At 74.8% G+C, this 21,835-nt stretch carries 2 protein-coding genes (1 of these 2 only partly in view); both read left to right on the top strand.

All coding sequences use genetic code 11. The features are described from left to right. A protein-coding gene (locus ACWH4W_RS32430) for an amino acid adenylation domain-containing protein (RefSeq protein WP_473079437.1) crosses the window boundary here: on the top strand, positions 1-2,841 show its 3' portion. 1,764 nt of this gene lie to the left of the window's left edge; only the last 2,841 of its 4,605 coding nucleotides appear in the window; its start codon lies beyond the left edge, outside the window; it ends in the stop codon at positions 2,839-2,841. Beyond that, positions 2,841-21,830: an L-histidine N(alpha)-methyltransferase gene (locus ACWH4W_RS32425; protein ID WP_473079436.1), complete on the top strand. Its 18,990-nt coding sequence runs from the start codon at positions 2,841-2,843 to the stop codon at positions 21,828-21,830. The genes ACWH4W_RS32430 and ACWH4W_RS32425 overlap by 1 nt, the downstream gene beginning before the upstream one ends. Positions 21,831-21,835 lie beyond the last annotated feature (5 nt).

The raw sequence follows: 21,835 nt of genomic DNA, 5'->3' as shown, positions 1-21,835 counted from the left end.
GACGCCGGTCTCGCCGCGGTCCTGGTCGACCCGGCGTACGCCGACCGCCTGCCGGCCGGGACACCCGGCGCCCGCATCCCGCTCGGTGACCCGGGCGACGCCGCCCCGGGCACGCCGGTCGCCTGCCACGACGACGATCTCGCGTACGTGCTCTACACCTCCGGATCGACCGGCCGGCCCAAGGGTGTCGAGGTCACCCACGGCAACCTGGTCAACTTCCTCACCGCGATGGCGGAACGGCCCGGGTGCGCCGCCGACGACGTGCTGCTGGCCGTCACCACGGCCGGGTTCGACATCGCCGGCCTAGAACTGCTGCTGCCGCTCACCCAGGGCGCGACCGTCCACATCGCGCCGGCCGAGGTCACCCGGGACGGCTTCGCGCTGGCCGGCCTGCTCGACAGCAGCGGCGCGACCATCGTGCAGGCCACACCGGCCACCTGGCAGATGCTGCTCGCCGCCGGCTGGAGCGGACGGGTACCCCGGCTGCTCTGCGGCGGGGAGGCGCTGAGCGCCGAGCTGGCGGCCGACCTGCTCGACCGCTCCGGCGAGCTGTGGAACATGTACGGCCCGACCGAGACCACGATCTGGTCCTCGGCGCTGCGGGTACGCCGCGACCGGCCGGTCACGGTCGGCACGCCGATCGCGAACACGACGTTCCACCTCGCCGGGCCGGACGGTGGCCCGGTCCCGTTCGGCGCCACCGGGGAACTGCTGATCGGCGGTGACGGCGTCGCCCGCGGCTACCGCGGCCGCCCCGAACTGAACGCCGAGCGCTTCGTCGAGCAGGACGGGCAGCGGCGCTACCGCACCGGAGATCTGGCCCGGTGGACCGAGACCGGCGAGCTGCTGCTGCTCGGTCGCGCCGACCGGCAGATCAAGCTGCGCGGGCACCGGATCGAGCTCGGCGAGATCGAGGCGGCGATCCGGCGTACCGGTGTGACCGGCGAGGCGCGGGTGGTCCTGCGCGAAGAGCGGCCCGGGCATCCGCGCCTGGTCGCCTTCGTCGTCGCCGAGCCCGCAGAAGCCGCGGCGATCGCCGGGCGGATCGAGGAGTGGCTTCCGGCGTACATGATCCCGTCCCGGACGGTGCCGATGACCGGCCTGCCGATGACCCCGAACGCCAAGATCGACGCGGTCCGGCTCGCCACCGCCTCCCTGGACGAACTGATCCGTGAGTTCGGCCACGCCGAGAGGCCGCGGGAGCCCCGGCCGAGCGACGGCGGCCGGTTGCTGGCCACCCTGCGGGAGCTGACCGCGGGTGTCGCCGGGGTGGCGCCGCAGGACATCCCGGTGGACCGGCCGCTCGGCGAGGCGGGCTTCGACTCGGTCGGTTTCACCCGGCTCGCGATGGCGGTCCGCACCCGCTTCGGCGTAACGATTAGCCCCACGCTCTTCTACGCGCACCCCGTGCTCAGCTCACTCGCGGCGCACCTCGGCGCCAGCAGCCCGGACACCTTCACCGAGACCGAAGCCGAGACCGCAGCCGAGCCCGAGCGGGCCCGGGCGGCGGCCACCGTCCGGGCCTGCGGGCCCGCGGTACCTCCTGAGGCCCTCGGCTACCCGCCCGTGGCGATCATCGGCGTCGGCGGCCGGCTGCCGGCCTCCGGGTCGCTGCACGAGTTCTGGACCCACCTCGCCGAGGGGCGCGACCTCACCGCGCCGTACCCGCTGGAGCGCGGCTTCTCCGCCCGGGTGTTCCCGGAACGCTTCCGCGGCTCGTTCGTGCGCGACGTCGACGCCTTCGACGCGGGGCGGTTCCGGATCTCGCCGCGCGAGGCGGCCCAGATGGATCCGCAACACCGGCTCCTGCTGCACGCCGCGGACGAGGCCCTGCTCGACGCCGGGCTCGTGCCCGCGGCACTGGCCGGCAGCCGTACCGGGGTGTTCGTCGGTCTCAGCGGCGCCGACTACCTGAGCCTGCTGGGCCCGGGCTCGCCGGAGATGGGCGATCACTTCCTGATCGGCAACGTCGCCTCGATCGCGGCCAACCGCATCTCCTACGTGTACGACCTGCACGGCCCCAGCGCGGTCTTCGACACCGCCTGCTCCAGCTCCCTGGTGGCCATCCACCGCGCGGCCCGCGCCCTGCACCTCGGCGACTGCGAACTCGCCCTGGCCGGCGGCGCGAACCTGCTGCTGTCCCCGCACGGCTTCACCGGCCTGCGCCGCGCCGGAATGCTCAGCCCCGACGGGCGGTGCAAGACCTTCGACGAGCGCGCCGACGGCTACGGGCGGGGCGAGGGCGTGGTCCTGCTGGCGCTCAAACTGCTGGAGCGCGCGATCGCCGACGGCGACCCGGTGCACGGCGTCCTGATCGGCTCGGCCGAGAACCACGGCGGCCACACCCACTCGCTGACCGTGCCCAACCCGCAGGCCCAGCGCGACGTCCTGCTCGCGGCGCACCGGGCGGCGGCGGTGCCGCCCGACACCATCGGCTACATCGAGGCGCACGGCACCGGGACGCCACTCGGCGACCCGATCGAGGTGGACGCGCTGCGGGAGGCGTTCGGGCAGCTCTACCGCGACTGGGGGCTGCCGGTCGTGGCGGGACGCACCGGGCTCGGCTCGGTCAAGTCCAACATCGGCCATCTGGAGGCCGCCGCCGGCGTCGCCGGAGTGGTGAAGGTGCTGCTGAGCATGCGGCACCGCCTGATGCCCGGCCTGGCCGGCCTGGGCACCCCCAACCCGATGATCGACCTGGTCGGCAGCCCGTTCCGGCTCCAGGCCGAGGCACAGCCCTGGGAGCCGCCGGACGGCGTGCCGGCACGCGCCGGCGTCAGCTCCTTCGGCATGGGTGGCAGCAACGTACACGTCGTCGTGGCGGAAGCGGAGAAGCACTGATGGGTAACAGCACCGAGGACCGTGCCGCCCGGCTGGTCGTCCTGTCGGCCGGCGGCCGCGACCAGCTCGACCGGTACCGGGCCGAGCTGGTCACCTGGCTGCAGGCGCACCCGGAGGCGCCGCTCGACCGGATCGAGAGCACCCTGCGCACCGGCCGCGAGGAACTGGCCGAACGTCTCGCCGTGGTCGTGACCAGCATCGCGGAGCTGACCGAGCGGCTGCGCGACGGCACCGGGGTGGTCACCGGCACCGCCGGGCCTGCCACCGGCAACCCCGTCCAGGCCTCGGATCTCCATGAGGCCGCCCGGCTCTGGGTCGCGGGTACCCCGGTCCGCTGGCCGGAGCAGCCCGGTCGGCGTCCGGCCCGGCTGTCGTTGCCGCAGCCGCCGCCGGCGACCCGCCGGTACTGGATCAAACCGCCCGCCGCCCTCACCGCCGAGCCGGCCGAACGGCTGCTCACCGGCGACGAGTTCTTCCTGCGTGACCACGCGCTGGGGCAGGTGCGCATCCTGCCGGCCGTCGCGGCCCTGGAGTTCGCCGTCGACGCCGCCGCCCGCGCCGGGCACGGGCGCGCCACCGGCGTCGAGAACGTCCTCTGGGCCCGGCCGGTGCTGTTCACCGGCGAACCGGTCCGGGTACAACTGCGCTTCGCGCCCGTCGCCGACGGTGTCGCCTACGAGCTGCGGCGCGTCGACGGCACCCCGGACGGCGAGCTGTGCTCCACCGGAACCCTGCGTTTCGGCGCCACCGCACCGGCCCCGCCCCTCGACCTGGCCGCGATACGCGCCCGCCTGCCACGGACCACCTCGGCCGACGACTGCTACGCGGTCTTCGCCGCGCTCGGCGGCGGGTACGGACCGAGCCTGCGCGGGCTGCGGTCCATGCGTTCCGTCCAGGGCGAGGCGCTGGCCGAGGTCGCCGTGCCCGACGCCGCGGACCTGCCGTTCGACGACTTCACCCTGCACCCGTCCCTGCTGGACGCCATGCTGCAGGCGGCGCTCTGGACCGCCGCCGACCCGTCCGCGCCCCGGCCCCGCGAACTGCCCTTCTCCATCAACCGGGTGGAGATCCTCGGGCCGCTGCCGGAACACGGGTACGCCCATGCCGTCGCCACCGCGACCGGCCACGACATCGCACTCGCCGACGCCGAGGGCCGCATCGCCGTCCGTCTGCACGGCGTGGTCACCCGCGCCGTCAAGGATCCGGCCGACGCGGTGGACACCCACCTGCTGGCGCAGCGCTGGCAGGACGCCCCCGCTCGCCGCGGCGCCCTCGCCGCCGACCGCATGGTGATCCTGGGGACCGGTGAGGACGGGCCCTTACCGGACTCCGGCCCGCTCGTGGTGGTCCGCCTGGGCGACGACGACCCGCTGCCCGGCCTGGTCGGGCTCTTCCGGACCTGGGCCGCGCAGCCGAACCGGCAGCCCATCCGGGTGCTGCACGTGTTCCGCCCGTCCGGTGCGGCCGCCGACGCCCGCCTGCTGGCTGTGGACGGCATGGCGCGCAGCATCGCCAACGAGCACCCGGACTTCCGCGCCGCGGTGATCACGACCGACGGCGCCGACCTGCGGGCGGTCGCGGACGCCGAGGCCGCGGCGGACCACGAGTTCCGGGTCCGGTACACCGCTGCCGGCCGGCAGGTGGCCCGATGGGAGCCGATCGTCCCCGCCCCCGTCCCGGCGCCGCTGACGCCTGCCGGGACGGTGCTGGTCACCGGCGGCGCCGGCGCGCTCGGCCGGCACCTCGTCAGCCACCTGGGCCCGTCGGCCCGGTACGTGCTCACCGGCCGCTCCGCCGACGCCGACCTGACCGCCCTGCGCGCCGCCGGGCTCGATGTCCACTACCTGCCCTGCGACCTGGGCGCGCCCGGTGCGGCCGAGCGGCTGGTCGAGCGCATCCACCAGAAGTTCGGCCCGTTGCGCGGGGTGCTGCACCTGGCCGGAGTCACCCGTGACTCGTTCCTGCTGCGCAAGACCGACGAGGACATCGCGGCGGTGCTGGGGCCGAAGGTCGACGGCACGCTCGCACTGGACCGGGCCACGGCCGCGGACCCGCTCGACTTCTTCGTCTGCTTCTCCTCGATGTCCGGCGCGGGCAGCCCGGGCCAGGCCGACTACGCGTACGCGAACCGTTTCCTCGACGCGTTCGCGGCCTGGCGTCGCGGCAGCGACCGCCCCGGCCGCAGCCTCAGCGTGCTGTGGTCGCTGTGGGCCGACGGCGGCATCCGGATGGACGCCGACGACACCACCCAGGCCCGCATCGCCCGCCGCGCCGGACTCCGGCCGCTGCCGACCGCGGACGCCCTGCGCGCGTGGGACCGGGCGCTGGGCCACGACGGCGATCACGTGCTCGTGGCGCACGGCGAGCTGGATCGCATCCGCGGCCTGCTCGACGCGCCGTCGCCGGTTCCGGTCCCGGCGCCGACGGCCGCCACCGGGCCGGCCACCGCGGCCGCCGAGGACTTCCTGCGCGGCGTGCTGGCCGAGGTCCTCGAGTACCCGCCGGAGGACATCGAGGCGGACACCGCGTTCGAGCAGTACGGCATCGACTCGCTGTTGATCATGGAGCTGACCCGGCGGCTCGAGGACCACTTCGGATCACTGCCGAAGACCCTCTTCTTCGAATACCAGGAACTGCGCGGGCTCGCCGGCTGGTTCGCCGAGCACCACGGCGGCCGCCTCGCCGAACTCACACCGGCACCGGCACCGGCACCGGCGTTGGCGCCGGTCGTGGCGGCCGCACCGGATGCCGCCCCGAGCGGCGACCGTCCCACGCCGCCCTCCGCGGACGCCCCGGAGCCCATCGCGATCATCGGCGTCGCGGCCCGGTTCGCCGAGTCCGACACCCTCGACGAGTTCTGGGCGAACCTGCGAGCCGGCCGTGACCTGATCACCGAGATTCCGGCGGACCGCTGGGACTGGCGCGACTACGACGAGGCCACCCCGGCGGACCGCGCCGCCGCGTACAGCCGGTGGGGCAGTTTTCTGCGCGGCATCGACCGGTTCGACCCGCTCTTCTTCGGCATCTCCCCGCGCGAGGCGGAGATCATCGACCCGCAGGAGCGGCTGTTCCTGCAGACCGCCTGGCACGCCATGGAGGACGCCGGGCTCACCCGGGCCGACCTGCGCGCCCGCCGCGTCGGTGTGTACGCCGGCGCCATGTACGGCCTCTACCAGCTCCACGAGGCCGCCGACGGCCGTATCGGCGCCTCGTCGCACGCGTCCATCGCCAACCGGGTCTCGTACACCCTGGGCGTGACCGGCCCCAGCCTGGGCGTGGACACCATGTGCTCCTCGTCGTTGACGGCCATCCACCTCGCCGTGCGTGACCTGCGCTGCGGTGAGGCCGAAATGGCCCTCGCCGGGGGCGTCAATCTGCACGTCCACCCGTACAAGTACCGGTTCCTCGGCCAGGGCAGCTTCACCTCCAGCGACGGCCGTTGCCGCAGCTTCGGCGCGGACGGCGACGGCTACGTGCCCGGCGAGGGCGTCGGCGCGGTGCTGCTCAAGCCCCTGTCGGCCGCCGTCCGCGACGGCGACCACATCCACGGCGTCATCCTGGGCAGCTCCGTCAACCACGGCGGCAGAACCAATGGCTTCACCGTGCCCAACCCGGTCGCCCAGAGCGACCTCGTCGAGCGGGCACTGGCCGAGGCCGGGTCCGCCGCCACACTCGGATACCTCGAGGCTCACGGCACCGGCACCGCACTCGGCGACCCGGTGGAGATCCGGGCCCTGGCCCGCGCGCTGGGCGCCTCCGGCCTGCCCCGGGGCAGCCTGCCGATCGGCTCGGTGAAGTCCAACATCGGCCACCTCGAGTCGGCCTCCGGCATGGCCGGGCTCTGCAAGGTGCTCCTGCAGATGCGGCACGGGGAACTGGTGCCGTCGCTGCACGCCGACCCGGTCAACCCGAACATCGACTTCGACTCCACGCCGCTGCGGGTGCAGACCGAGGTGGCCCCGTGGCCGCGCCGGGACGGCCTGCCGCGCCGCGCCGGGATCAGCTCGTTCGGCGCGGGCGGAGCCAACGCCCACCTGGTCGTCGAGGAGTACGTTCCCGGGCCGGCGCCGGCCGCCGCACCGGGCCCCTGGCTCTTCCCGCTCTCTGCCCGCACCCCGGAGAGCCTGCGCGCGCTGGCCGAGCGGCTGGCCGACGCCGTGGAGAACGGCCTCGCCGACCGGCTCGCCGACGTGGCATACACGCTGCAGCACGGCCGCGAGGCCTGGGCCGACCGCATGGTGGTGCTCGCTGCCACGGCGGACCAGCTGGCCGATCGGCTGCGCGCGGGCACCGGAACCGGCGTGTGGACGGGCAGCGTCCGCGGCCGTGGTGCCTCCCGCGCCGCCGCGCCAGCCACCACGGACCCGGCCGGCCTGGCTGCCGCCTGGACCGCCGGCGCGACCGTCGCCTGGCCCGGCACGGGGCGGCGGCTGCCCCTGCCCGGCTACCCGTTCGAGGAGCTGCGCTGCTGGCTCACCGAGCAGATCTGGGCGCCGCCGCCGGCGGCCGGCCCGGCCACGCATCCGCTGCTGGACGAGATCGAGCCGGCCGGCAGCGTGGACGGCCTGACCTACCGCACCGCCTTTTCCCCCGCGCACCCGCTGATCGACGGGCACCGCGTCGGCGACCTGCGCCTGCTTCCCGCCGCGGCGGTCCTGGAGATGGCCCGGGCCGCCGCCGCGCACGCCGGGTACCCGGCGCCGGTCCGGCTGCGCGACGTCCGGTGGCTGCGTCCGCTCGTGGTCACCGAGGCCGCAGCCTCTGCCCGGACCCGGCTGCGCCGCGACGGCGCCGGCCTGGCCTTCACCCTGCTCGGCGACACCGGCGACACCGGCGACCGGCTGGCCGAGGGCGTTGTCGAGGCGTTGGCCGACGACGTGCCGGAGCCCGTACCGGTCGAGCTGCTCCGGGCAACCCTGCCGCACCGGCACGACGGCGCGGACGTCTACGCCGACCTGGCCGGAGCCGGCCTGGTCTACGGTCCGGCGCTGCGCGCCGTCGAGTGGATCGCCGCCGGCGACGGCGAGGCGCTGGCGAGTCTGCGCGTGCCTGCCGAGGCCGCCCGGTTCGCCGGCTGCGCACTGCCACCCGCGCTGATCGACGGTGCCCTGCACACGTTCGCGGTGCTGCGCGACCGCGCCGGCGGACCGGCGATGGTGCCGTTCGCGCTCGCCGCCGCCGAGGTGTTCGGGCCGCTCCCCGAGCAGGCGTACGCCCATGTGCGCGCCGTCGGCCCGGACCGGTACGACCTGACCCTGACCGACCCGGCCGGCACCGTTCGCGTCCGGCTGCGCGACCTGTCCTTGCGCCCGGCTCCCGCACCGCGGACGTCCGGCGCCGGGCCCAGCGTGACCACCGGGCCTGCTGTGACCACCGGGCCCGTAGTGACCGCCGGCCCCGCCGTGACCGAGCGACCGGTGGACGACCTGATGTACCTGCCCCGCTGGTCCCCGGCGCCGGCCGAGCCGTTGACCGCGCCCGGCTCGGACACCTGGCTGATCCGGCCGTCCTCCGCCGCGCCGCTCGCTGCCGCCCTCGCGGCCCGGCTCGGCGGCTCCGTCACCGAGATCGAGCCCGAGCACTTCACCGCCCCGGCCGGGCGCCCCGGCCACGTGATCGTGCTCTCCGGCCCGGCGCAAGGGCGCACCGACGACCCGGCCGCCCTCGACCTCGCGCAGGAGCGCGGCGTCCTGGCCCTGTTCCGCGTCGCCAAGGCGCTGCAACGGTCCGGCGCACCGGTACGGCTGACCGTGGTCACCGAGGCCGCGCTGAGCACCGGCACCGAGCCGGTCCGCAACCCGTACGCGGCCGCTCTGCACGGGCTGGCCCTGTCCCTAGCCCAGGAGCATCCGCGCTGGCGGGTGGCCGTGGTCGACCGCTCCTCGGCCGACCCGGTCTCCGCGGATGTCCTCGACGTGCCGGCCGGCGGCCCGTACGCCCTGCGCGCCGGTGTCCTGTACCGGCGGAGCCTGGTCCCCGCCGCCGCCACGGCGACGCGCGAGGCGATCCGCCACGGCGGGGTCTACCTGATCCTCGGCGGTGCCGGCGGACTCGGCCTGGAGCTCACCGAGTGGTTGGTGCGCGGCTACCGGGCCAAGGTCGTGCTGGTGGGGCGCAGTGAGCTCGACGCCGACCGCCGCGACCGGCTGCGCCGCCTCGACCCGGCCGGTGAGCTCGTCTCGTACCGGCGGGCCGACGCCACCGACCCGGCGGCGCTGGGCGAGGTGGTCACGGGGGTCCGGGCCGAGCACGGCGCGCTGCACGGGGTCGTGCACGCCACCATCGTGCTGCGCGACCAGACCGTCGCCACGATGACCGAGGACACCTTCCGGGCCGTGCTCGACGCCAAGACCCGTACGTCGGTGGCACTGCACCGCGCCCTGGGCGCCGCCGACGGGCTCGACTTCGTCCTGTTCTTCTCCTCGGCGGTGGCCCTGTCGGGCAGCGCCGGGCAGGCCAACTACGCCGCCGGATCGACGTTCGAGGACGCGTTCGCGCACCATCTCGACGACGTGCTGGCCGCCCGCTCGGCCGTCATCAACTGGGGTTACTGGGGCACCGTCGGCATCGTCGCCGACGACCGGCACCGCGAGCGCCTGGCCCGGACCGGGATCCACTCGATCACCCCGGCCGAGGGCATGGCAGCCGTGCACGACGTGCTGGGCCGTACCGATCGGCAGGTCGTGGTGATCAAGGCGACCGCCGAGGTGCTCGCTGCCGCCGGAGTCGAACGGCCCGCCGCTGAACAGTCCGACGATGAGCTGGCCCCCTCGGCGGCAGCGCTGCCGCCGGTCGCCCGGCTGTTGACCGAGACCGACCAGGCGCGTCTGGACGAGGTCGTGCTCGGCTGGCTGTGGGAACTGTTCCGGGGCGAAGGGGTGTTCCGGACGGTCGGCGAACGGTGGAGCGCCGACGAACTGCGGCGGCGTCTGCGGATCGCCGACGGGCAGTCCCGGCTCTTCGCCGAACTGCTGCGCGTGCTCACCGTCGCCGGTTTCCTGTACGACGACGGCAGCGCGCTGACCGCCACGGACCGCCCGGCCCTCACCGACCCGGAGAACGAGCTGGTCGCGCTCTGCGAAGGGCAACCCGCGCTGAACCGTATCGACCGGCTGCTCAGGCCCTGCATGCACCACCTGTTCGGGGTGCTCCGCGGCACCGTCCGCGCGACCGAGGTGATGTTCCCCGGCGGATCCACGGAGCTGGTGGAGGGCGCGTACCGGGGCAGCCCGGTGGTCGACCGCGCCAACGAACTCGTGGTCGCCGCCTTGCTGGACCGGGTGGGCCGGCTCGGCGGACCGGTCACGGTCGTCGAGGTCGGCGCCGGAACCGGCGGCACCACCGCGAGCCTGCTGCCCGCCCTGGCCGCCACCGGCGCGGAACTGACGTACGTCTACACCGACATCTCGCCCGCCTTCCTGCAGCACGGCCGGCAGAGGTTCGCCGAGCGCTACCCGATGGTGCGCTTCCAGCAGCTCGACATCTCCGGCGACCCCCTCACGCAGGGCTTCCCGCCCGGCGGCGCGGACATCGTGGTCGCGGCGAACGTCCTGCACGCCACCCCGGACCTGCCGCACACTCTGCGCGCGGTCGCGATGCTGATCAAACCCGGCGGGCACCTGGTGCTCAACGAGGCCACCAGCAACGTCGTCACCGCCACGCTCACCTTCGGTCTGCTCGACGGCTGGTGGCTGCACCGCGACACCGGCCTGCGCCTGCCCGGTTCGCCGCTGCTGTCCGGACCCGGCTGGCGCACCGCGCTCGACCTGGCCGGATTCGCCCGCAGCCGGGCTTTCCCCGCCGACGAGGGGCTCACCCAGCACGTCGTCGTCGCGGAGACCGGCCCGGCCGGGCCGGCGTCCGTCGCCGCACCCACGGCGGAGCCGGCGCCGGCGCCCGCGGCCGAACCGGCGCCCGCGCCGCATGCCGGCGGCGAGGGCCGGCTCGTCGAGGCCGCCCGTGAGTATGTCAAGGACGCGTTCGTCCAGGTGCTCCAGGTGCCCCGGGACCGGCTGTGGCTGGACGAGACGTACGAGAACTTCGGGGTCGATTCGCTCACCGTGCCCCGGATCGCCGACCTGCTCGCCGAACGCATGGGCGATCTGCCGGCCACTCTGCTGTTCGAACGCCCGACCATCCGCGAGGTCGCCGACTACCTGGTCGAGCGGTATCCGGACAGCGTGCGGGCCCTGGTGCCCGACGAGCCCCGGCCCGCGCCGGCCCAGGTCACCGAGCGTGCCGGACGGCCGGCGGAGACGGCGCCCGCCGCGGACACCCGGATCGCCGTCATCGGCGTGGCCGGCCGGTACCCGCTCGCCGACGACGTCGACGCGTTCTGGACCAATCTGCGAACCGGGCGGGACTGCATCCGCGAGGTGCCGGCCGGGCGCTGGGATCCGCGGACGGCGCCCGAGGTGAACGGCACACCGGTCAGCCGGTGGGGTGGCTTCCTCGACCGCATCGACGAGTTCGACCCACGGTTCTTCCAGATGTCGATGCACGAGGCGGAGTTGACCGACCCGCAGGAGCGGCTGTTCCTGCAGACGGCCTGGCACACCCTCGAGGACGCCGGCTACCCGCGGATCCGGCTCCGGGGCAGCCGCGTCGGGGTCTACGTCGGCGTCATGTACGGCCACTACCAGCTCTTCGAGGACGAGCGCGGCCTGGCCGGCGGGATGGGCTACGCGTCGATCGCCAACCGGGTCTCGTACGCGCTCGACCTGCACGGCCCGAGCCTGGCGGTCGACACCATGTGCTCGTCGTCGCTGACCGCCATCCATCTGGCCTGCGAGGCGCTGGCCGCCGGAAGCGCGGACTACGCGCTTGCCGGTGGCGTCAACCTCACTCCGCACCCCCGCAAGTACCGGCAGCTCGCGGCCGGCGGGTTCACCGGCGAGACCGGCCGGTGCCGCAGCTTCGCGGCCGGCGGCGACGGCATGGTCCCCGGCGAGGGCGTCGGCGCGGTCCTGCTCAAGCCGTTGGCCGCGGCCGAGCGCGACGGTGACCGCATCCTCGGCGTGATCCTCGGCAGCGCGGTCAACCACGGCGGCAAGACCGGCGGGTACGCGGTGCCCAGCCCCGGCGCCCAGAGCGAGGTCATCACGAGCGCGCTGCGGGCCGCCGGCGTCGAACCGGCCGGCGTGTCGTACGTGGAGGCGCACGGCACCGGCACGGCGCTGGGTGACCCGGCCGAGGTCGCCGGACTGGCCCGGGCGTTCGGCGACCGTCCGGCCGGCTCGATCGCCATCGGCTCGGTGAAGTCGTCCATCGGGCACCTGGAGTCGGCGGCCGGCATCGCCGCCCTGACCAAGGTGCTGCTGCAGATGCGCGCCGGGGAGCTGACGCCGTCACTGCACGCCGAGCAGCTGAACCCGGCCGTCGACTGGGCGAACGTCCCGTTCCGTGTCCAGCGGGAGACGGCGCCGTGGACCGGCCCGCAACCCTTGCGCGCCGGTGTCAGCGCCTTCGGCGCCGGTGGCTCCAACGCCCACCTGGTCGTCGAGCAGTACCGGGCCGAGCCGCGGCCCGGTGTCGTGCCGGTGCCGGCCGTGTTCCCGTTCTCGGGGCGCGACGCGCAGGCGCTGCGCCGGGTCGTCGAGCGGATGCTGAGCCGTCTGCGCGGCGAGCCGGGCGCGACCGGCCTGGCGGAGATCGCCGCGGCCGCCGGGGTGCCGGTCGGCGCCGTCGACGAGCCGCTCGACGAGCTCGGCCTGGACCCCGCCACGATCATGCGGCTGGCCGGGCGGGACACCGCCCTGCACTCCGGTGCCGTGCACAGCGGATCGACCCTGCGACAGCTCGCCGCGGCCCTGCCGGACGCGGACATCGACCTCGGCCGCCTGTCCTACACGCTGCAGATCGGGCGTGAGGCGATGGCACACCGGCTCGCCGTGGTCGCCCACCGCACGGACGAGCTGATCGACCAGCTCGACGCCTTCCTCGCCGGGCGGCCCGCGGGCTGGACCGGTGTGGTGACCACGGAACCGGGCGCCCCGGTCGCACCGAGTGCGGATCCGCACGACACCGCCCGCCGCTGGGTGCACGGCGAGGTGATCGACTGGGCGGGCACGCCCGGCAGCGCGCCGGAACCGCTGTCACTGCCCGGGTACCCGTTCGAGCCGGTCCGCTGCTGGATCCGTGCCGCGGCCCCACCGGCCGCCACGCCGCCGCCCACCCGGCCAGCCGGCTCCTCCGGCCCCGCGCTGACCACCGTGCTGCGGCTGGTCAGCGGGGTCAGTGGCTACCCGGTGGCAGACCTGGACCCGGCCGCCTCGTTCCACGACCACGGCCTGGACTCGCTGGCGTTGCTGAGGCTGGCCGGTGACGTCTCCGCGGCGTTCGAGGTACCGGTCGGCCCGGACCAGTTGCTGGCCACCCCGACGGCCGCGTCCCTGGCCGACTGGCTCGCCCGCGAACACCCGCGGGACGTCCCCGCGCGACCCGCGACGCCGGAACCGGACGACCCGGTGGTGATCGTCGGCATGGCCGGGACGCTGCCCGGCTCCACCGACCTGGACGAGTTCTGGGCCGCCCTGGAACGCGGCGGCGACCTGTTCACCGAGGTACCGGCCGACCGGTGGGACGCACGGGAGCATCACGGCGACCCGGCCGCGCACCCGGAACGCACCCGGGTGACCCGGGCCGGCTTCATCGGCGGCATCGACCGGTTCGACCCGCTGTTCTTCGGCATCTCCCCGCGCGAAGCCCGCTGGATGGACCCGCGGCAGCGGCTGCTGATGCGTACGGTGTGGGCCGCGCTGGAGGACGCGGGCATGGACCCGGGTGATCTGGCAGGCAGCGACACCGGGCTCTTCGTCGGCGTCGGCTCCTCCGAGTACGCCGAACTGATCCAGCGCTCCGGCGCCGCCACCGACGCCTACTCGTCGACCGGCCTGGCCCCGTCGATGCTGGCCAACCGCATCTCGTACCAGCTCGACCTGCACGGTCCCAGCGAACCCGTGGACACCGCCTGCTCCAGCTCGCTCGTCGCGCTGCACCGGGCGGCGGAGGCGCTGCGCCTCGGACGGTGCGGCACGGTCATCGTCGGCGGCGTCAGCCTGATGCTGTCCCCGGTCACCTTCGCCTCACTGGAACGCGCGGGGATGCTCAGCCCGGACGGCGTGGGCCGGGCCTTCGACGCCGACGCGGCCGGCTACGTACGCGGCGAGGGGGTCGGCGCCGTCGTCCTCAAGCGGCTCAGCCGGGCGCGCGCCGACGGCAACCCGATCCTGGCCGTACTGCGTGGCACCGCGGTCAACCACGGCGGCCGCGCCAACTCGCTGACCGCGCCGAACCCGCGGGCACAGGCCGACGTGATCCGGCAGGCGCACCGGGAGGCGGCGGTCGACCCGGCGACGATCGGCTACCTGGAGACGCACGGCACCGGCACGGTCATCGGCGACCCCGCCGAGACCAACGGGCTGCGCGAGGCGTTCGCCGACCTCTACCAGGACTGGGGTCACGACGCGCCGGCCCGGCCGCACTGCGCGCTCGGCGCGCTGAAGAACACCATCGGCCATCTCGAGCCGGCCGCCGGCATCGCAGCGGTGCTGCGCGTTCTGCTGTCGATGCGGCACGGCCGGATCAGCGGCGACCCGCACGGGCCGCGGCCGAACCTGCATCTGGGCCTGGAGGGCACCCCGTTCGAACTCGCGACCGGGCCGCGGGAGTGGGCGCCGCCCGCGCCCGGGGTGCCACGCCGGGCCGGGGTGAGCGCCTTCGGGTACGGCGGAGCCAACGCGCACGTCGTACTCGAGGAGTACCCGGCCGAGGAGCCGGTTCCGGCGCCGGGACCGGTCGTGTTCGTCCTGTCCGCCCGAGACCCCGAACGGCTGCGGGCGTACGCGCGGTCCTTCGCCGACCGGCCGGACCGCTGGGCGCACGACCTGGCGGGCACCGCGTACACGTTGCAGGTCGGGCGTGGGGCGTACCCCGAGCGGCTGGCGTTCGTCACCGACTCCGCCGAGCACGCCGTCGCCACACTGCGGCGTTTCCTCGCCGGTGACACCGCGGGCATGCACACCGGGCGGGTCGAGCGGGACGCGGACCGCACCCCGTACGACGGCCACGGCGACGACGAGACCGCAGCCGCCTGGGTCCGGGGCGCACAGGTGGACTGGCATCGCCGGTGGGCTGCCCCGCCGCGTCGGCGGTCGCTGCCGACCTACCCGTTCGCGCAGGAACGGCACTGGTTCACCGACGGCACGCCTGCCCGGCCGGTCAGCTGCTTCACGGCGACCTGGCAGGACGAGCCGGTCCCGGCGGCCGGCGAGCACCCGGGCCGTGTACTGGTCCTGGGCGATCTGCCGGTGCCCGGCGCGGTGCACGTCCGCGCCGGCACGGAGTACCGCGACGAGGGCTCGGTGATCACCATCCGGCCCGGCGAGCAGGACGACTACGCGCGGCTGCTCGCCGAGACGCCGGCCCGGATCGTCCACCAGTGGCCGCTGCTTGCACCCGGCCGCGACGATCTGGGGATCGAGGCGATGTTCCGGATCGCGAAGGAGCTGACGGCCGGCGGCGCCCGCACTCCGATCCGGATCCAGGCGCTGGTGCCGGAGGACGCGCTCGCAGAGGCGTGGGGCGGGTTCGATGCGTCGTTGCGGGCCGCGCTGCCGGGAACGACGTTCAGCGTCGTCCGGGTCGACGGTGCGGGCGACACCTCCGAGCTGCTCGCCGAGATCGCCGCGCACCGGCTGTCGGGCCCGGCCGTGCGGCTGTCGCCGTCGGGCCGGACGGTGCGGGTGCTCAGCGAGATCCCCGCCCGTCCGGTGCTGCCCTCGCCGCTGCGTGACGGCGGCGTCTACCTGATCACCGGTGGCCTCGGCGGGCTGGGTGTGCTGCTGGCCCGAATGCTGCTGTCACGTGGCGCCCGGGTGGCGCTGACCGGCCGCTCGCCGGCTGCCGAGCGGGCCGAGCAGCTGGCGGAGCTGCGCGCGCACGGCACCCTCGAGTACTACCAGGCGGCCGTGGAGGACCGCGACGCGATGACCCGCGTCGTGGCCGAGGTGATCGCCGACCTGGGCGGCCTCGACGGGGTGTTCCACCTGGCCGGCACCGCGTCGCGCAACCCACTGCCCGGCAAGGACGTCGACGAGCTGCGGGCGCACCTGCGCGCCCGGATCACCGGAACCAGGGTTCTCGACGAGGTCACCCGCGACCTGCCGCTGGACCTGTTCGTGCTCTACTCCTCGCTGGCCGGGCAGCTCGGTGACTACGGCCTGGTGGACTACGCGGTCGGCGCTCGCTACCTCGACGGGTTCGCGGACTTCCGGGAGCGGGACCGTCTCGCCGGCCGCCGGCACGGCCGTACCGTGTCGGTGGACTGGCCGATGTGGCGCGCCGGCGGCATGCACGTGGACACCGATGACGAGCGCCGCTACCTGGCCGGCACCGGCTTCCGCTACCTGGAGACGGCCGAGGGCGAGCAGGTGCTCGACCTGGCGCTGCGCCTGGACCGCCCGCAGGTGGCCGTCCTGCCCGGTGACCCGGCCCGGATGCGCGATCTGGTCGCCGGGATGCGCCTGCGCGACGACGGCGTGCCGGTCCTCCCGGCGCCGCCGCCGACTCCTGCGCCGACCGTCGCCGTCTCCCCGGAACTGGCCACGCAGCTCCGGGAGCTGATCGGCGAGATCCTCGGGATCACCCCGTCCGCTCTCGACCTGGACGCTGGCTTCGGCGAGTACGGCCTGGACTCCTTCGGCCTGCAGAACCTGGCCGCGGCACTGGCCACCCGCTACGACGTGACCGTGCCGACGACGACGCTGTTCGGTGCCAACACGATCACCAAGCTCGCCGCGCACCTGGCGGACGAGCTGCCCCCGGCGGCCCCGGTCGCTCCGCAAGCCGAGCCCGCTCCCGCGTGGTCCGAGTCGGCACCCGCACCCGCACCCGCACCGGCCGAGCCCACGCCCGCACCGGTATCCGTGCCGCACGGCGTGTCCGTGCCGGACGGCGTGTCCCTGCCCGCGAGCGGCTCGCGGGCCGCGGATCAGGTCGGTCACGAGCCGATCGCGATCATCGGCCTGGCCGGGCGGCTGCCCGGCGCCGACGACCTCGAATCGTTCTGGCGGCACCTCGCCGACGGTCAGGACCTGATCACCGAGACGCCCGCCGACCGATGGGACTGGCGGGAGGTCGCCCGCCGCTTCGGCGGTACCGCTCGCTGGGGCGGTTTCCTGACGGGCGTGGACCACTTCGATCCGCTGTTCTTCCGTATCTCACCGGCCGAGGCGCAGGCCATGGACCCGCAGCACCGCCTCTTCCTGGAGCACACCTGGGCCGCGCTGGAGGACGCCGGGTGCCGCCCGGACCGGCTCGCGGGCGGCCGGGTGTGCGTCTTCGCCGGGGTGCAGTTCACCGACTACGAGTCGATGGTGCTGCGCGGCGAGCACGTCAACGCTCACGCCGGCACCGGTCTGGCCCGCACCATGCTGGCCAACCGCATCTCGTACCTGCTCGATTTGCGAGGCCCGAGCGAGAGCGTCGACACCGCCTGCTCCAGCTCGCTGGTCGCCCTGCACCGCGCCGTGCGGTCGCTGCGCGCGGGGGAGAGCGAACTGGCCATCGCCGGCGGGGTGAGCCTCGTGCTGTCCCCGCAGACCGTGGTCGCCGGCAACCAGCTCGGCGTGCTCGCGCCCGATGGCCGGTGCAAGGCGCTCGACGAGCGGGCCGACGGATACGTCAAGGGCGAGGGGGTCGGCGTCGTCGTGCTCAAGACGCTGTCGCGGGCCCTCGCCGATGGCGACCGGGTGCACGCGGTCATCCGCGGCAGCGCGGTCAACCACGGTGGCCGCGCGTCGTCGCTCACCTCACCGAACCCGCTCGCCCAGGCGGACCTGCTGGTCGAGGCATATCGGGACGCGGATGTGCCGATCGAGACGGTGTCCTACGTGGAGCTGCACGGCACCGGCACCGCCCTGGGTGACCCGGTCGAGATCGACGGCCTGATCCGTGCCCAGCGCACGCTGGCCGCCGGGCCCGCGGTCACCTGCGGCATCGGCACGGTCAAGAGCAACATCGGGCACCTGGAGCCCGCCGCGGGCATAGCCGGCGTGATCAAGGTGGTGCTGGCGATGCGGCACCGGCAGCTGCCGCCGACCCTGCACCTGTCCCGGCTCAACCCGCTGATCGAGCTGGACGGCACCCCGTTCGAGCCGGTCCGCGAGACCCGGCCGTGGGCGCCGAACGACGCCGACGGCACGCCCGTGCCGCTGCGCGCCGGGGTCAGCTCGTTCGGCTTCGGCGGGGTCAACGCCCATGTCGTCCTGGAGGAGCCGCCCGCAACGTCCGCGCCGGTGGAGTCGGCCGAGCCGGAGATCTTCCTGCTGTCGGCGCGGGACGAGGCCGCCCTGCATCGGTATGCCCGGGCACACTGGACCTTCCTCGGCGACCAGCAGCCCGCGCTCTCCTCACTCGCCCACACCTCGCAGGTGGGCCGGGTTCCGATGCCGGTGCGCCTGGCCCTGGTCGTCACGTCCGTGGCCGAACTGCGGGACCAGCTGGCCGCCTTCCTGGCCGGTGACATCGAGGCGACCACCGTGACCGGCGCCCACGACTGGCTCACCGAGCCGGAGGGCGTCAGCTACCTGCGCCGGCTGGCCCGGGAGGGGCGGCTCGACCGGATCGCCCGGCTCTGGCAGGACGGCGCGGCCGTGGACTGGGCCGCGCTGCGCACCGATCGGCCCGCCCTGGCATCCATGCCGACATACCCGTTCGCACGGGAACGGCACTGGCTGACGAGCCCATCCGCCCCGCCGCCGCAGGACGATGCGCGACGCCTGCTGGCCAAGGCGTGGGAACCGGCGCCAGCGTCGTCCGGGCCGGCGCCGCACGCACCGGTGGTCCTGGTCCGGGCCGAGACCGAGGCGCTGGCGACGGCGGCGTTCGGTGACGCGGCCCGGGTGGTCCGCCTGGACGACACGGACGAGGAGACCGGTCTGCGGGCCGCCGCGTCGATCGGCCGGGCGCCGGTCGTGATCGACCTCGTCGACCTGTCCGCGGTGCCGGTGTCCGACGTACGCGTCGACTGGGCCCGCATCGTGCTGGCCCGCGAGCTGATCGCGGCGAACCGGACCGCCGGCTTCGCGTATCTGCACATGACCCGGGGACTGGTGTCCTTCCGCGCGCACAGCCCGACGCTGCGAGGAGCGGCGTTCGCGGGACTGGTCCGGATGCTCTCCGCCGAGTACCGCGGGGTGTTCGCCCGTACCGTCGACGTCGACGTCATGGACCCGGACGCGCTGCGGGACGTGGCCGCCGCGGAGCTGGCGGCGACCGACCCGGTCACCGAGGTGTGCGTGCGTGACGGCGCCCGGTACACGCCGGCGCTGCGTCCCACCGGCAACGCCCCGGCGCCCGCCCGGTGGTCGGACGATCTCGCCGGGCAGCCGGTGGTGATCACCGGCGGAACCGGCGCGCTCGGCCGCCTGCTGGCCGCCGAGCTCGTCGAGCGGGGAGCGGACCGGCTGGTCCTGCTCGGGCAGTCCCCGCTGCCCGCCCGCGAGGACTGGGCGGAGCTGCTGACCGCGCCCGACACCGATCCGGCGCTGGCGGCCCGGCTGCGCGACCTCACCGCGCTCGAACGCCCCGGGGTGCGCCTGCTGATCGAGAGCGTCCCGCTGGAGCGCGCCCGGGAGGCGCTGGACCGGATCCGGCAGGAGTGGGGACCGATCGCCGGGATCGTGCACTGCGCCGGTCTCGGTGTGATGACCGACCCGGCCTTCGTCGGCAAACGCACCGCCGACATGCGGCGGGTGCTGGAACCGAAGACCACCGGCTTGCAGGCGCTGCTGGACGCGTGTGCGGACGACCCGCTGCGCTTCGTGGTGCTGTACTCGTCGGTCGCCGGTCAGGTGCCCGCGCTGGCGGCCGGGATGAGCGACTACGCGCTGGCCAACTCGGTGCTGGACCGGGTGGCCGAGTACCGGAGCGCCACCAGCACCGGTACGACGGTCTTCCGGTCGGTGCAGTGGCCGAGTTGGCAGGCGGCCGGCATGCCGGAGGTGGACACCCCGGCGTACCGAGAGCTGGGGCTGCGGACGCTCAGCCCGCGGGACGGCGTGGCGCTGCTGGACGCGGCGCTGGCCGGGCCCGACCCGGTCGTGCTGCCGTGCCTGGTGGACACCACCCGGTTCGACGCCGACGCCCTCCTGACGGTCGCCACGCCCGAGCCCCCCGCGCCGGTCGCCGCCCCCGAGGCCCCCGCGCCGGTCGCCGCCGCGGACACGCCCATGGCGCACGGGACCCGGACCGGTAACGGCGTGCGAAGGCTCACCGAGGTCTTCGCGGCGACGCTGCGCCTGGACGCCACGCAGATCCGGCCCGACGCCGACTTCGCCGACCTCGGTGTGGACTCCATCATGATCGCCCAGCTGCTCGCCGCGCTGGAACGTGACCTCGGGGTGGTCGCCGAACCGTCGGCGCTGCTGGAGAACCCGACCATCGCCCAGCTGTCCGCCGCCCTCGACGATCAGATGCCGGACCAGCCGGTGCCCGAGGAGCCGGAGCCAGTGCGTACGCCGGACCCGGTGCGTACGCCGGAGCCGCACCTCCCGCGGGTGGAGCAGCCGGAGCGGGGCATCGCGGTGGTGGGCATCGCCGCCCACTTCCCCGGAGCGCCCGACCACGCCACGTTCTGGCGCAACCTGGTCGGCGGCGTGGACTCGGTGACCGAGGTGCCGCCGTCGCGCTGGGATGCCGATCGCTTCTGGCACCCGGCCCCGCAGCCCGGCAGAACCGTCAGCAAGTGGGGCGGATTCCTGGACGGCATCGAGGACTTCGACCCGGACTTCTTCCGGCTCGACCCGGCCGGGGCCGCCCACGTCGACCCGCTGGTGCGGCAGTTCCTGGAGGCCGGAGCGGAGTGCCTGGCCGACGCGGGCCTGACGCCCGCCGAAGTGGCCGGTCGCCGGGTCGGGGTCTTCGCCGGCGCCCGGGCGGCGAACTTCGGCGCGCACCATGCCGCCGCGACGACCCACTCGATCAGCGGCATGGCGCAGAACTTCATCGCCGCCCACCTCTCGCACTACCTCGACGTGCGCGGCCCCGCCGTGGTGGTCGACAGCGCCTGCTCCTCGGCGCTGGTCGCGGTGCACCTGGCCGCGCAGAGCCTGCGCACCGGCGAGTCCGACCTGGTGATCGCCGGCGGCGTCGAGATCCTGCTCGACGAGGTGCCGTTCGTCGGCATGAGCGGCGCGGGGGCGCTGTCACCCAGCGGCCGGTGCCACACCTTCGACGAGCGCGCCGACGGCATCGTCCTCGGCGAGGGCGTCGGCGCCCTGCTGCTCAAGCGGGCTGAGGACGCGATCCGCGACGGCGACCGGGTGTACGCGGTGATCGAGGGCAGCGCCGTCAACAACGACGGCCGCACCATGGGCATCACCACGCCGAACCCGAGGGCGCAGCGCGAGGTCATCGAGTCCGCACTCGCCGCGGCCGAGGTGTCACCGGCGCAGCTCGGTTACGTCGAGGCGCACGGCACCGGCACCATGATCGGCGACCCGATGGAGCTGAAGGCGCTCACCGAGGTCCTGCGCCAAGCCACCGACGAGGTCGGGTTCTGCGGTGTGGGCAGCGTGAAGACCAACATCGGGCACACGCTCAGCGCGGCCGGGATCGCCGGCCTGATCAAGGTGGTGCTGTCGGTGCACCACGGGCAACTGCCGCCGACCTTGCACTGCGCGACGCTCAACCGGCGCTTCGCATTCGACCGGTCGCCGCTGTTCCCGGTCCGCGAGCTGCGGGACTGGACCGGGCGGGACGGCGTACGCCGGGCCGGGGTCAGCTCGTTCGGCTTCGGCGGCACGAACGCCCACATGGTGGTGCGCCAGGCCCCGGACGGCCACGTCCCGCGGCGTGAACCGCTGGACCCGCCGCGGTATCGGCGGCGCCGGTTCTGGTTCGACGTGCCGGTGCCGGCCTCCGCCAACGGCAACGGGCGCCACGACGGCCCGACGCCGCCGGCGCCGTTCTTCCAGATCCAGTTCTGATGCGC

The sequence above is a fragment of the Streptomyces sp. DSM 120436 genome (genome assembly GCF_055778765.1).
This window is presented reverse-complemented; position numbering and strand designations above follow the sequence as displayed.

Excerpts from the sequence above, each read along its gene's own strand:
- ACWH4W_RS32425 (WP_473079436.1), top strand. The coding sequence starts at position 2,841 with ATGGGTAACAGCACCGAGGACCGTGCCGCCCGGCTGGTCGTCCTGTCG.